Origin of the sequence: Hydrogenophaga sp. 5NK40-0174 (assembly GCF_040372165.1) — a bacterium.
In the GTDB taxonomy this organism is placed as follows: domain Bacteria; phylum Pseudomonadota; class Gammaproteobacteria; order Burkholderiales; family Burkholderiaceae_C; genus Hydrogenophaga.
The window spans coordinates 93,485-105,488 of sequence record NZ_BAABWG010000005.1 but is presented as its reverse complement, the minus strand read 5'-3'; the positions used below and the strand labels follow the sequence as shown (position 1 = coordinate 105,488).

14 protein-coding genes are annotated in these 12,004 nt (G+C 61.4%); 9 read left to right on the top strand and 5 right to left on the bottom strand.

Translation table 11 applies throughout. The features are described from left to right. Positions 1 to 37: 37 nt before the first annotated feature. The 6 genes from ABWV89_RS17040 to ABWV89_RS17015 all read left to right on the top strand — a co-directional run bounded on the left by ABWV89_RS17040 (position 38) and on the right by ABWV89_RS17015 (position 5,222). Positions 38 to 958, top strand: coding sequence for a histone deacetylase family protein (locus ABWV89_RS17040; protein ID WP_502903250.1), 921 nt, complete (start codon positions 38 to 40; stop codon positions 956 to 958). A gap of 72 nt (positions 959 to 1,030) precedes the next feature. Then, a complete protein-coding gene (locus ABWV89_RS17035; protein ID WP_353399610.1) occupies positions 1,031 to 1,495 on the top strand; it encodes an acyl-CoA thioesterase in 465 nt (154 codons plus the stop codon). Continuing rightward, positions 1,492 to 2,238 carry a nitroreductase gene (locus tag ABWV89_RS17030; protein ID WP_353399607.1) on the top strand — a complete coding sequence of 249 codons (747 nt, stop codon included), beginning with the start codon at positions 1,492 to 1,494 and terminating at the stop codon, positions 2,236 to 2,238. The genes ABWV89_RS17035 and ABWV89_RS17030 overlap by 4 nt, the downstream gene beginning before the upstream one ends. A 112-nt stretch (positions 2,239 to 2,350) precedes the next feature. Beyond that, positions 2,351 to 2,698, top strand: a complete 348-nt coding sequence (locus ABWV89_RS17025) for an FKBP-type peptidyl-prolyl cis-trans isomerase (protein ID WP_353399604.1) — start codon at positions 2,351 to 2,353, stop codon at positions 2,696 to 2,698. Positions 2,699 to 2,799: 101 nt separating this feature from the next. Continuing rightward, positions 2,800 to 4,221 (top strand): sodium:proton antiporter, encoded by a 1,422-nt coding sequence (locus tag ABWV89_RS17020; protein ID WP_353399601.1) that lies wholly within the window; start codon positions 2,800 to 2,802, stop codon positions 4,219 to 4,221. A gap of 11 nt (positions 4,222 to 4,232) precedes the next feature. Then, positions 4,233 to 5,222: a 2-hydroxyacid dehydrogenase gene (locus tag ABWV89_RS17015; protein ID WP_353399598.1), complete on the top strand. Its 990-nt coding sequence runs from the start codon at positions 4,233 to 4,235 to the stop codon at positions 5,220 to 5,222. Here the strand turns inward: ABWV89_RS17015 and ABWV89_RS17010 are convergent. Genes ABWV89_RS17010 through ABWV89_RS17000 form a run of 3 tightly spaced genes read right to left on the bottom strand, consistent with a single transcriptional unit; the run spans position 5,214 to position 7,705 of the window. After that, entirely contained in the window at positions 5,214 to 6,230 is a 1,017-nt protein-coding gene (locus ABWV89_RS17010) for an ankyrin repeat domain-containing protein (RefSeq protein ID WP_353399595.1), read from the bottom strand. The two genes, ABWV89_RS17015 and ABWV89_RS17010, sit on opposite strands and share 9 nt — an antisense overlap. Further along, positions 6,227 to 6,793: a sigma-70 family RNA polymerase sigma factor gene (locus ABWV89_RS17005; RefSeq protein WP_353399592.1), complete on the bottom strand. Its 567-nt coding sequence runs from the start codon at positions 6,791 to 6,793 to the stop codon at positions 6,227 to 6,229. The genes ABWV89_RS17010 and ABWV89_RS17005 overlap by 4 nt, the downstream gene beginning before the upstream one ends. A 48-nt stretch (positions 6,794 to 6,841) precedes the next feature. After that, positions 6,842 to 7,705 (bottom strand): hypothetical protein, encoded by an 864-nt coding sequence (locus tag ABWV89_RS17000; RefSeq protein ID WP_353399590.1) that lies wholly within the window; start codon positions 7,703 to 7,705, stop codon positions 6,842 to 6,844. Between ABWV89_RS17000 and ABWV89_RS16995 the strand changes: the two genes are divergently transcribed. From ABWV89_RS16995 to ABWV89_RS16985, 3 genes are all read left to right on the top strand, one after another. Next, entirely contained in the window at positions 7,704 to 7,994 is a 291-nt protein-coding gene (locus ABWV89_RS16995) for a hypothetical protein (RefSeq protein ID WP_353399587.1), read from the top strand. The two genes, ABWV89_RS17000 and ABWV89_RS16995, sit on opposite strands and share 2 nt — an antisense overlap. Positions 7,995 to 8,024: 30 nt before the next feature. Next, on the top strand, positions 8,025 to 8,444 hold the full coding sequence (locus ABWV89_RS16990; protein ID WP_353399584.1) for a hypothetical protein: 420 nt from the start codon (positions 8,025 to 8,027) through the stop codon (positions 8,442 to 8,444). A gap of 200 nt (positions 8,445 to 8,644) precedes the next feature. Then, entirely contained in the window at positions 8,645 to 9,040 is a 396-nt protein-coding gene (locus tag ABWV89_RS16985; protein ID WP_353399581.1) for a cupin domain-containing protein, read from the top strand. Here the strand turns inward: ABWV89_RS16985 and ABWV89_RS16980 are convergent. Next, a complete protein-coding gene (locus ABWV89_RS16980) occupies positions 9,037 to 10,062 on the bottom strand; it encodes an endonuclease/exonuclease/phosphatase family protein (protein ID WP_353399579.1) in 1,026 nt (341 codons plus the stop codon). The two genes, ABWV89_RS16985 and ABWV89_RS16980, sit on opposite strands and share 4 nt — an antisense overlap. 109 nt (positions 10,063 to 10,171) lie before the next feature. Beyond that, positions 10,172 to 12,004 (bottom strand): DEAD/DEAH box helicase, encoded by a 1,833-nt coding sequence (locus tag ABWV89_RS16975; RefSeq protein WP_353399577.1) that lies wholly within the window; start codon positions 12,002 to 12,004, stop codon positions 10,172 to 10,174.

Below are 12,004 nucleotides of genomic sequence, written 5' to 3'. Positions count from 1 at the left end.
ATTCGTCTTGCCGCTGCCGCAGGGCCATCGTTTTCCCATGCACAAGTACTCGCGTCTGAAGGAGCGAGTGGCAGGGGAGCTGCCGCAAATAGAAATGGGGCAGGCCGACGCTGCCACCGATGGTGAGCTTGCGCTGGTTCATTCGCCGGCTTATGTCAAAGCCATCATGGATGGATCACTGCCGGAAGCGGCGCAGCGGGAGATCGGTTTTCCCTGGAGCGAAGCCATGGGTGAGCGTGCCCGCCGGTCGGTTGGCGCGACGGTCCAGGCCAGCCGGTGCGCGCTGGCTGGAGACGGTGTGGCGGCCAACATCGCTGGGGGAACCCACCATGCCTATGCACACAAGGGGGGCGGTTTCTGTGTCTTCAATGATGCGGCGGTGGCAGCTCGCCTGATGCAGGCCGAGCATGGCAGGACAAGTCGCAGCCCATTGCGGGTGGCCATCATCGATCTGGACGTGCACCAGGGAAACGGTACGGCTCACATCTTTGCTGGCGACGATTCCGTCTTTACCCTGTCGCTCCATGGAGAAAAGAACTTTCCCTTCCGCAAAGAACCCAGCGATCTGGATGTCCCCCTGCCTGACGGCTGCCGCGACGACGCTTATCTGCAAGCCCTTGAGCAGGCCTTGCAGACGCTCGAAGAGCGCTTTGATGCGGGCTTCGTCATATACCTCGCTGGCGCAGACGCACATGAAGGCGACCGGCTGGGGCGGCTGAAACTGAGCGATGACGGGATGGAGGCGCGAGATCGACGGGTGTTTGACTGGGCCTGGCAAAGACGCCTGCCTCTGGCCATGGTGATGGCCGGGGGGTATGGGCACGATATAGACGCCACGGTGCAGGTTCAGATGAACTCCTACAAGGTGGCTTTGGAGTACTTCGCCCGGTGGGAGAAAGCTTCCGGACACGCTAATGCCACGCCGCCGGCCCCTCGGGAAAGGCATGGGGACGCCTGAAGAACCCGGTGATCGGCGGGGGCGTACACCCCATACGGGACATGAGGGCCCGGTCGCTGGCAAAATGCCCTGATGTCGCAAACCCAGCAAGCTTCCCACCGGCCAGCAGCCCTTCCTCGCAGCCACTACAAGGCATTTCGTGATATCGGTACCCGCTGGAGCGACAACGACCTCTATGGCCACGTCAATAACGTGGTGTACTACAGCTGGTTTGATACGGCCGTCAACGGGTGGCTGATCGAGCAAGGTGTGCTGGACATCCATGAAGGCGAGGTGATTGGCCTGGTTGTGGAAACCCAGTGCAACTACTTTGCGCCGCTGGCCTTTCCTCAACCGGTACAGGCCGGGTTGCGTGTGGCGCGCCTGGGTTCATCCAGTGTGCGCTACGAGGTGGGCCTGTTTGCCAGCGACGGGAATGACGAAGACAACAACACAGCGGCTTGTGGCCACTTCGTGCATGTGTACGTGGACCGTGAAACGCGGCGCCCCGTGCCTTTGCCCGAGCGGTTGAGAGCTGCGCTGGAGACATTGACATGACACATCACGGAACTCAGGGGCCTGGCGCTACTGCCACGGGCAATATTGATCGGGCAAGTGTGGAGATGGCCATCGATAGCCGCATGTCGGTGCGCGCGTTCAAGCCTGACCCGGTTGATCGCAGCACGCTCGAGCAGATTCTCTCCGTCGCATCGCGCGCACCATCGGGCACCAATACGCAGCCATGGAAAGTCTATGTGCTGCAGGGCAGTGCCCGGGATTCGTTGGTGGAGAAGGTTTGCGCCGCACACGACTCTGTCCGTGTCGACCCCTCGCAGGCCGCCGCCTATCAGGAAGAATACGATTACTACCCGGCCGAATGGGTCAGCCCTTACATTGATCGCCGCCGGGACAATGGGTGGGGGCTGTACGGTCTGCTGGGCATTGGCAAGGGCGACAAAGACCGCATGCATGCCCAGCACCAGCGCAACTTCCGCTTCTTTGACGCGCCGGTCGGCATGATGTTCACGTTGGACAAGGTCATGGGCCGAGGGTCTTTGGTGGACTACGGCATGTTCCTGCAAAACCTCATGGTGCTCGCCAGGGCGCACGGACTTCATACCTGCCCGCAGGCCGCCTGGAACCACTATTCCAGAATCATCCTGCCCCACGTCGGTGCAGCAGAGAGCGAGATGCTGGTGTGCGGCATGGCGCTGGGGTACGCTGACGAGAGCAATGTGGTCAACACATACCGTACGCCCCGTGAGCCGGTGGCGTCATTCACACGATGGCTTGGTAGCTGACCAGTCGTTCGGGTAGGGCGCATGTCAGGCCACCCTCAGCCGGGGCTGGAATAATTCGGCCTTCGGCTTGTGCCTTTTGTTTTTCAGTTTGATTCAGATACAGGAGACTTTCATGAATACCACCGCTAGCGGCCTGCAATACGAAGACGTTGTGGTTGGCGAGGGCGATGTGGCCAAAGCAGGCCAGCATGTCCAGGTGCATTACACCGGCTGGTTGTTCAATGATGGCGTCCAGGGCAACAAGTTCGACTCCAGCAAGGACCGTGGCCAGCCCTTTGCGTTTCCTCTGGGGGCAGGGCATGTGATCCAGGGTTGGGATGAGGGCGTTCAAGGTATGGCCGTTGGCGGCACTCGCCGCCTGGTGCTGCCTCCGGAGCTGGGCTATGGCGCCCGTGGCGCGGGCGGCGTCATCCCGCCAAATGCCACGCTGCTGTTTGAAGTCGAGTTGCTGGCTGTCTGATACTGGCGCAGTCAATGGAGGTGGGGCGTTTCGCCTCCGTTTCGATCACAACCTGGATTCGGGTGAAAGCCCGAGCCACGAAATAGAGCAAGAGGAAAGACATGGTGTTCACACGTTCCCGTTGGCAATGGGCTTTGGTGGTCATGGCGGCGCTGCTGCCTGGCTTTGCTCAGGCTGCCGACCTGGACGGCAGTCAGTTGTCGGTGCTTTGGGGGGTGCCTTTTGCAGGCATCTTGTTGTCCATTGCCTTGATGCCTTTGGTGGCACCTTCGTTCTGGCATCACCATTACGGCAAGGTGGCAGCAGGATGGGCACTGGCTTTCATGGTGCCATTTACCTTCGTGTACGGCTTCGGCGCAGCTGGCGCCGGCCTGATTCACGCGCTTCTGGCCGAGTACATCCCGTTCATTCTGCTGCTCACTGCCCTGTTCACCGTGGCGGGAGGGATCTTCTTGCGGGGCAACCTGCACGGGAGCCCTGCGCTCAATACAGGCATTCTGGCCATCGGCGCAGTGCTGGCCAGCTTCATGGGCACCACGGGTGCGTCCATGCTGCTTATTCGCCCTCTCATTCGTGCCAATGACAACCGCAAGCACCGGGTGCATGTGGTCGTGTTCTTCATCTTCATCGTCTCCAACGCGGGCGGTTCGTTGACGCCGCTGGGCGATCCGCCACTGTTCCTGGGCTTCCTCAAGGGCGTTGACTTCTTCTGGACAATGCAGAACATCTTCCCGGAGACATTGTTCCTGGTGGGCGTGTTGCTGACGCTGTTCTACGTGATCGACTGGTGGCACTACCACCATCGCGAGGAGATTCAGCCGGTGGACCCCACGCCCGACACGCCGCGCTTCGGCTTTGACGGCGCCATCAATTTCGTGCTGCTCGGCGTGATTGTTGCACTGGTGCTCATGAGCGGCCTTTGGAAATCGGACGTCGAATTCAACATTGCGGGCACGCATGTTGGGCTGCCCGGCCTGGTGCGCGACGTCGGCCTGATTCTGGTGGCCATCGTTTCGCTGAAGATCACGCCGGACAGTGTCCACGCAAGCAACCAGTTCAACTGGGAGCCCATGCTGGAAGTGGCAAAGCTGTTCGCTGGCATCTTCCTGACCATCATCCCTGTCATCGCCATGCTCAAGGCTGGCACCAGCGGCCCGTTCTCCGCGGTGGTCAGTGCAGTGACCAACCCTGATGGCAGCAACAACACCGCCATGTACTTCTGGGCCACCGGTTTGCTCAGCTCCTTCCTGGACAATGCGCCGACCTACCTGGTGTTCTTCAATACGGCGGGTGGTGATGCTGCTGCGCTGATGACGAACTTTGCGCCCACCCTGGTGGCCATTTCGGCCGGTGCCGTGTTCATGGGGGCCAACACCTACATTGGCAACGCGCCCAACCTGATGGTCAAGGCCATTGCCGAAGATCGTGGCGTGCCCATGCCTAGCTTCTTTGGCTACATGGTCTGGTCGTTCGGTATTCTGATGCCATTGTTTGCCTTCATGACCTGGATCTGGTTCGCCTGAGCCACATGCCGATGAACAAGCCTCAACTGCTGATTGCCCGGGATGTCTATCCCGCCGTGGTCGAAAAGCTCGAGCAGGTGTTCGAAGTGGAGACCACGCCCGAGGGCGTGGTCTGGACGCCGGCCCAGCTGATCGAACGGCTGCAAGGCAAGGATGCCGTCCTGACTTCTGGCAGCGAGCGAATCGATGCTGGCCTGCTGCAAGCCTGCCCTCAGCTGAAGATTGTGGCCAATCTGGCGGTGGGCTACAACAATTTCGACTTGAGCGCCATGACGGCTGCTGGCGTGCTGGGCACCAATGCGCCCGGCGTTCTCACGGAGACGACGGCGGATTTCGGGTTCGCACTGCTCATGGCCACGGCACGCCGGGTGACCGAGAGCGAGCATTTCCTGCGCGCGGGCCGCTGGAAGCAATGGTCTTTGTCCCTGTTCACCGGAGCCGATGTGCATGGCAGTACGCTGGGCATTCTCGGTATGGGGCGTATCGGGCAGGCCATCGCCAGGCGGGGTGCGCATGGTTTCGGCATGCGCGTGATCTACCACAACCGCAGCCAGCTCGATGCGGCGACTGAAGAGGCCTGCAGGGCAAGCTATGTCAGCCAGGACGAGCTGCTGTCTCAGGCAGATCATCTGGTTCTGGTGCTGCCCTACAGTCCGGATGTCTATCACCTCATCGATGCTGGCGCGCTGGCGAAGATGAAGCCCGGTGCCACCCTCATCAACATCGCTCGCGGCGGCATTGTCGACGAAGATGCACTGGCAGCGGCCCTCAGGGAGGGACGACTGGCCGCCGCAGGACTGGATGTGTTCGAAGGTGAGCCCGCGGTCAACCCGTCCCTCCTGTCGCTGTCCAATGTCGTGCTGACACCGCACATTGCCAGTGCAAGCGTGCCAACGCGCCTGGCCATGGTCATGCTGGCAGCAGACAACCTCCTGGCATTCTTCCTGGAGGGCAAGGCGCTGACACCGGTCAACCCTGAAGTGTTGAAAAACTCAGGGTAACAGGCGCGCTGCCAATGCCTCATGGCCGGCAAGGCGGGCAAGATCTGCCGCTGTCTTGCCCTGGGGGCTGATCAAATCGCGTTTCGCACCGGCGTCGAGCAACGCCTGAGCCGCTTCGCTGTCGCCCAGACTGGCTGCGCGCATGAGCCAGGTCAGTCCCTGCGCGTCGCGTTCATCGGGTGACCTGCCCATAGCCAGGTGCTCCTCCCAGCCTTCAAGGGCCTGAGGGCGCTCCTTGGCCATAGACTGTCTGGCCCTGGCCGCCGGTGCTTGCGGCTTGGCAGCTGGCAGGGCCGCATCACCCTCAGGCTTCTCGTCGGCGTCGGCAAGGCTGCTGGCATCGGCCGGGCGCGCGGCGGGAGCGCTGGCCACAATGGTGGGTGCCGGGCGGGCTGGCTGTTTGGCTTTCTCAGACCGGTCGACAGACGCCACAGCCTCTGTTTGGATCTCAGTTTCCATTTCCGCCTCTGTATTGGCCTCAGCCTTGGCGATGGCAGTGGCGCGGGACTCTGCGTCTTCAGGCTGGATTCGGACTGTTTCTGGCAAAGGGGCGGGTTCGGACTGAGCCAGCACCGGCGAACGCTGTTCTTCCGTCAGTGCTTCGACTCGCTTGGAAGGCGCAACCGCCGGAGCAGATGCCGTTTGACCACTGCCAGCGCTTTGCGCGATTTCTTCCTTGATTTCCGCTCTGGCCAGGTCGGCGGAAGCTACCACGGTTTTATCATCGGGATCAGTCGTGTCGCTCATGCGCATGCCAATCCACCCCGCTGCAACCAACATCATCACGCTGGCCGCAGCTGTCCATGTCCAGCGCGGCTGATTGGCTGCGTGGCGCTCTTTTCTGTGATGCCGCTCCGCCGCAGCATTGCGCGCCTTGTCCAGCACGGCCGCACGCAGCCGTTCGGGCGGCTTGGCCAGAGGGTCGAGCGCGCTGGCCTCGTGATAGCGCTGAACGAGGGCGTCCTGTCCAGCCGCGTTCATGGTGTCTTTTTCGTCCTGGCCGCTCATCGCTGATCCTCCAGCACTTTGCGCAGTTGGGCGCGAGCGTATCGCAACCGACTCTTGGCTGTTTCGTGGGGTACTTTGGTCACGCTGGCAATGTCCGCCACGCTCAACCCGCCTTCTGCCTGCAACACAAAGGCCTCGCGCTGCTCGATGGGCAAGGCTGCAAGCGCGTCGAGCAATGCCTGGCCCTGCTCACGGCTCTGGAGCTGGCGCACTGGCCCGAAACCCGACTCGGCGACCAGCTTCTCTGCCCAGCCGCGCCCTTCGTCGGCATCGGCGTCAAGACTGACGTGGGGACGGTGTCGCCGCCAATGGTCGACGATGCGGTGGTGGGCAATGCTCAACAACCAGGTACGGAATGCCGACCGCGACTCGAACTGGCCCGCCTTTTCAATGACAGCAATCCAGACGTCCTGTGCCAGTTCTTCGGCCAGTCCAGGTTCCTGAACACTGCGCAGGACAAATCGCCACAGTACGCCTGCGTGCCGTTCGTACAGTTGCTCGAACGCCGATGGATCGCCTTTGGCATAGGCGTGAAGCAGTTCGTCGTCGGCAGGCCCTGACATGGGCACATTATGGCCTCTGTCAGGGCTTTGCCGATGGCAGGCTGCCGGTCAGTACGGGTCGGGGACGTAGCCATGTTGCGGGGCATGGGGAAATGGGCGGGGATGGCTGTGATCGTGGCGGTGTCGGCGGGGAATCACACCACGCGCCACCAGGTTGGCATAGCTGTCGTAGCGAATGCTGATGATTTCATCCGGTGACGCGTGCAAGCGTTCAAACCTGGTGTGGCCAATGCGGTCGTACTCCTGCCGGCCATGCCCGGTGCCAAGGCGTGAGCTGCGGTCTTCGGCTTCGGCACGATGTGATTTGCCCAGAGGAGCCGATTTCGCCGATGGCGCGCGACTTTCCATTTCTTGCCGTTCGTGCAGTTCGCCAGATTCATCCCCGAACCAGTCGTTGAACCAGGGCGCACGATGCCGGTCGTGGTGGTGACGGATGGGGGGGCGCTCCCGGAACACGGCAGCGCCGATGACACCGAGGTCGAATGGCCGGCCTGTGCGGGATGCATAGGACTTGCGTGCTTTGGTGAAATGAAATGCTGCGACATGGTTGTCGCTCTTGCGCCACCCGGTGACATCGTAGGACTGACCGCTGGCGAGCACGTAGCCATTCTGCTCGTAGGCAGCGCTCTGTCCTGTGATGACGTTGACGCCATCGACGGAGACCACTGACAGCAGCCGCCGACCGGTCTGATTGCGCAGGCCGATCGCATAGCGAGCACCTGGTCGACCGGCGACCCAGTACTCGCCTTTGTGGTGGTAGACCGGTAATTCGCGTCCGGTGGATCGGTCAGTGATGCTCACCTCCATCAGCCGGCCCTGTGCGAAAGAGGGAAGGGCGGTGGTCAAGGCGGTAGCCGCTGCCAGCCCGAGGAGGGCGCGACGCGATGTGATGAGTGTGCTTGAGTGGTTCATGGGTTTCTCCACGTTTGTAAGGGCTGTCTCAGGGCGTGCCCTGATGTTCGAGGCACGCAAGGAATGCAGTGCTTCCTTAGTCGCAGAGTTGAACCAGATGGGGTTAAGCGGGTTTGCGATTCGCGAAACAACTTGTAAGCGCGGAGTGTCCTTTTCCCGGTCGAAACAAAACGAAGCAAAGCAGAAACACGCTGTCAATCAGCGATACGCCGCTGCAAACACTGAAGCAGCTGGTCGCGGAATACTGAAGGCACTGAATCGCAGTTCTGTTTATTTCTTCTTTTTTTGACCCAAGCAAACCAACCCGAAAGGCAATACCATGAAAACCATTCAACGCTCTTCCCTCGCCGTGGCTCTTTTCGCTGCTCTGGCAGCCAGCCAGACCATGGCCGCAGATTTCACGCCAGCCAGCGGTGAATTCAGTGATGGTGGGAACATCTCCGCTATCGCCCAGGCAGACAGCGCCAGGACTCGCGCCGATGTGATGGCCGAGGCAACCCGGCTGCCCGCCAGCGGAGAGTTCAATGGCGCCACAGTGGCGGCTGCACCCGATGCGACCAGGACCCGTGCCGATGTGAAGTCGGCCATTGCCGCCATGCCGGCCAGCGGCGAATTCAGCGGGACGCGGACAGAGGCAGTGGCGGCCAGCGCCAAGTCTCGTGAAGAGATTCGCGCAGAAGTGATTCAGGCGCGTCGCACTGGCGCCCTGCAGGCCAATGGCGACTACGTGGCCAACTGATCACTTGCTTTGACATATTGAATGTCTCCTTGAGTGTCTCCACCGGCCCAGCCGGTTTCCCTCGGGTCCGAAGCCTTTTTGCATTCACGGCTTCGGACCTTTTTTTGCTTGTACTTTGACTCTTGAGACCGAGCGAAAGAGTCATGGGCGCTGTCGTGATGAGGTATCGTCAAAGGTATCGATGATTTCCACACCCTCCCATGGCTGAATTTCAACAAGTAGAGCTCTTCACGGATTCAGACGGCGTAGCCCGTTTTCGTGAGCACACCATCGCCTTGTCAGAAGGCAATGAGGCAGCGCGACTCTCGCCTGTGGTGGCCGCCAGTGGCCTCCAGTTGCGTCGCAGTCCCGTGGGTTTTCGCAGCGCATTCCATTGCACGACCACGCCACAGTGGTTGTTTGTGCTGCAAGGATGCATGGAGATAGGACTGCAGGACGGCAGTGTCCGGCAGTTCCGCCCGGGAGAGCACTTTTACTCCAATGACACGTTGCCTGAGGGAGCGGTATTTGATGCAGACAAGCATGGCCACTGCAGCCGGCAGGTAGGCGACGAGCCTCTGGTGACCGCGTTCGTACGCGGAGGCAGGGATGCCTAGTCCTGTTCGGGCAGGCGCAACCTGAGCAGCGCCCGGACAAACCCGTGATCGCTTCGGGTTCGACTTCTGCCTTCGTGCAGGTGGTCATTGAAGACCTCCATGCGGCGCACGTCGCCGATGGACGCACGGCTGTCCGGTAGAAACTCCTCGCTGACAAACACCTGGTCCAGCACTTCAGGCATGCCCTGGTGGATGTGCGAGTAGGCCACGTCGCGGCGAAGGCCGAACTCTCCTTGTGCATCCCATGCGTTGAACAAGGCATGGTCAAGAGCGCCACGGTCGTAGGCGACCTGGGAAGTGGCTGAGATCAGCTGTGTCGTCGAGCTGCGTGGACTGTCATTAAGGTCTCCCAGCAAGATCAAGGGCAGCCGCGTTCTGTGGAGCATATCCACGATCTTCAGCCGCAGTGCCAGTGCTTCGCTGGCGCGCATGAGCAGTGAGCGCATGGAGGCGATGGACTGGATGGCCGGGTCGTCAGGGTCCTCCAGCGCGTTGCCATCGTCGTCCTGCAAGAATTTGGGTCGTTTGGACTTGAGGTGAGCGGTCAGCGCACACACGGTCTGACCATGCTTGAGCTTCAAGGTGGCCAAAAGGGGCGGACGCTGGAAATTTGTGTAGGGGCCCAGCCCGGGAACGTTGATGACGGCTTCGCCTGGGAAGTCGGTCAAGGACTCGAGTGATTCCACCTTCAGGCGGGTGACGAATCCGACCCTCGGCGTCCCTTGTGCGCCCGTTTGGCCTGGACCATTCTCGGCACCAGGTGCTGTGACCAGGTTGTAGCGCAGGCCGCTGCTGGTGACCGCTTGCTGCAAGGCGTCTTCATCCCAGACTTCCTGCACCGCCAGGATGTCGGCATTGAGTGCGCCAAAGCGCTCCCCCAGCCAGGCGACTTTGCGTTCGAATTCCGTGTCGGAATAGGGCGACTGCCCCTTGTAGAAATCGCGCCCCGGCAGAGCAAGGTTCAAGACGTTGCATGTGGCCACCATCAGGGTGGCATAGCGCGGCTGGGTGGTCGTGGGCATGAGTCCATTGTAGGGACGAGCGCGCCGCCTGGACATCAGGCAAGAAAAAGGCTGGCATTCCGCCCTGACGGGAAGAATGCCAGCCTGGAGCTGGTCTCAGCGGGCGGCTTCAGTCGATGCGGCCGTAGCTGGTTCGCAGCGGATCGGCACCGCCGCCTTGGCGTTTGTTGCTCTTGTTGCCGCCCTTGTTGTTGCCTTTTCCATTTCCATTGCCGCGCTTGCCCGTGCGCATGGCATCGATGCTGGTGCGAAGCGGATCGGGCTGGCCACCGGCAGATCCGGAGCGCGGACGCGGCTCACGGATTCGCAGGCTGCCCAGGTGGGCATTGGGGCCCGGCTGGCGCTCGCGGCGCTCTTCGCCTTGCTCGCCATGTTGCGGCCGGCCCTGGCTTTGTGTCTGCTGGTTCTGTCCACCTTGCTGCGCTGAGCGGCCGCTGCGCTGACCGCCACGGCCATTGCGCCGGCGTCGGCGGCCATTGTTGCCACCGTTGTTGTTGCCGTCGGCACGCTGGCGTTGCTGCGACTGGTCCTGCCCATCGGCCATGATGGCGTCCATGCCTTCTTCTGCAATGGCATCGGCGCCACCTGCTTCAGCGTTGCCGGAGGCTCGTGGTTTCTGGTTGTTGCGAGGCTTCTTCGCAGAACCCTCGGTTGCCTTGCGTTCGCGGATGCGCTGCATCATCTCCTGACGCGCAGCTTTGGCCGCTGCGGCCATCACTTCGCGGCTCGGCGCCTTGCCCGCACCACCCCAGATGGTCTGGCGGCCCATGGCAATGGGCTCTGCCTTCTCACCGGGTTCTGGCATGAATTCCTGGAAGATCTGGACAGGAATCTCCTGCTTGGTAAAGCGCTCGATTTCCATCATGAAGCCTTCTTCGTCCAGGCTGACCAGGTTCACTGCCTGGCCTTCACGACCCGCACGGCCGGTACGACCGATGCGGTGGACGTAGTCTTCGCAGACGTTGGGGATGTCGTAGTTCACCACGTGCGGCAGGTCGTCGATGTCGATACCGCGGGCAGCAATGTCGGTGGCGACGAGCGCACGGATTTCGCCGGTCTTGAAACCGCCCAGTGCCTGGGTGCGGGCTCCCTGGCTCTTGTTGCCGTGCAAGGCCATCGCCTTGATGCCGTTCTTGGTGAGGAAGTCGGCCACGTTGTTGGCGCCGAATTTGGTGCGGGTGAACACCAGAACCTGGCTCCAGTCGTGCTGATTGATGATGTGGGCCAGCAATGCCTTCTTCTTGGTGCGACCGACAGGGTGGATGACCTGGCTGATGCGCTGCACCGTGGTGTTGCGTGGCGTGACCTGGATGTGCTGTGGTTCGTGCAGCAGGCCGTTGGCCAGGTCGCGAATTTCGTCGCTGAAGGTGGCCGAGAAGAGCAGGTTCTGCTTCTTCTTGGGCAGCAGCGCCAGCACCTTCTTCACGTCATGGATGAAGCCCATGTCCAGCATGCGGTCGGCTTCGTCCAGTACCAGAATCTCGACTTTGGACAAATCCATGAAACCCTGCTGCTGCAGGTCCAGCAGGCGGCCAGGGGTAGCGACGAGAACATCAACACCTCTCTTGATGGTGTTGATTTGCGGGTTCATGCCCACGCCACCGAAGATCACGGCGGAGTTGAGTTTGAGGTGTTTGCCATAAACCCGAACGGACTCTTCGACCTGGGCGGCCAGTTCGCGGGTGGGGGTGAGCACCAGGGCACGGATGGCTTTGCCGCCAAGCCTGTCACTGGTGGCTGTTTCGCCTTCACTCAGGCGTTGCAGCATGGGCAGCGTGAACGCTGCGGTCTTGCCGGTGCCAGTCTGTGCACCAGCCAGCAGATCTTTCCCGGCCAGGACGGCAGGGATGGCTTCAGACTGGATAGGGGTGGGCGTTTCGTAGCCTTGCTCGCGCACGGCCTGCACGATGGCAGGTGCCAGGTTCAGTTCTTCAAAGTTCAT

Excerpts from the sequence above, each read along its gene's own strand:
- ABWV89_RS17040 (WP_502903250.1), top strand. The coding sequence starts at position 38 with ATGCACAAGTACTCGCGTCTGAAGGAGCGAGTGGCAGGGGAGCTGCCG.
- ABWV89_RS17035 (WP_353399610.1), top strand. The coding sequence starts at position 1,031 with ATGTCGCAAACCCAGCAAGCTTCCCACCGGCCAGCAGCCCTTCCTCGC.
- ABWV89_RS17030 (WP_353399607.1), top strand. The coding sequence starts at position 1,492 with ATGACACATCACGGAACTCAGGGGCCTGGCGCTACTGCCACGGGCAAT.
- ABWV89_RS17025 (WP_353399604.1), top strand. The coding sequence starts at position 2,351 with ATGAATACCACCGCTAGCGGCCTGCAATACGAAGACGTTGTGGTTGGC.
- ABWV89_RS17020 (WP_353399601.1), top strand. The coding sequence starts at position 2,800 with ATGGTGTTCACACGTTCCCGTTGGCAATGGGCTTTGGTGGTCATGGCG.
- ABWV89_RS17015 (WP_353399598.1), top strand. The coding sequence starts at position 4,233 with ATGAACAAGCCTCAACTGCTGATTGCCCGGGATGTCTATCCCGCCGTG.
- ABWV89_RS17010 (WP_353399595.1), bottom strand. The coding sequence starts at position 6,230 with ATGAGCGGCCAGGACGAAAAAGACACCATGAACGCGGCTGGACAGGAC.
- ABWV89_RS17005 (WP_353399592.1), bottom strand. The coding sequence starts at position 6,793 with ATGTCAGGGCCTGCCGACGACGAACTGCTTCACGCCTATGCCAAAGGC.
- ABWV89_RS16995 (WP_353399587.1), top strand. The coding sequence starts at position 7,704 with ATGGGTTTCTCCACGTTTGTAAGGGCTGTCTCAGGGCGTGCCCTGATG.
- ABWV89_RS17000 (WP_353399590.1), bottom strand. The coding sequence starts at position 7,705 with ATGAACCACTCAAGCACACTCATCACATCGCGTCGCGCCCTCCTCGGG.
- ABWV89_RS16990 (WP_353399584.1), top strand. The coding sequence starts at position 8,025 with ATGAAAACCATTCAACGCTCTTCCCTCGCCGTGGCTCTTTTCGCTGCT.
- ABWV89_RS16985 (WP_353399581.1), top strand. The coding sequence starts at position 8,645 with ATGGCTGAATTTCAACAAGTAGAGCTCTTCACGGATTCAGACGGCGTA.
- ABWV89_RS16980 (WP_353399579.1), bottom strand. The coding sequence starts at position 10,062 with ATGCCCACGACCACCCAGCCGCGCTATGCCACCCTGATGGTGGCCACA.
- ABWV89_RS16975 (WP_353399577.1), bottom strand. The coding sequence starts at position 12,004 with ATGAACTTTGAAGAACTGAACCTGGCACCTGCCATCGTGCAGGCCGTG.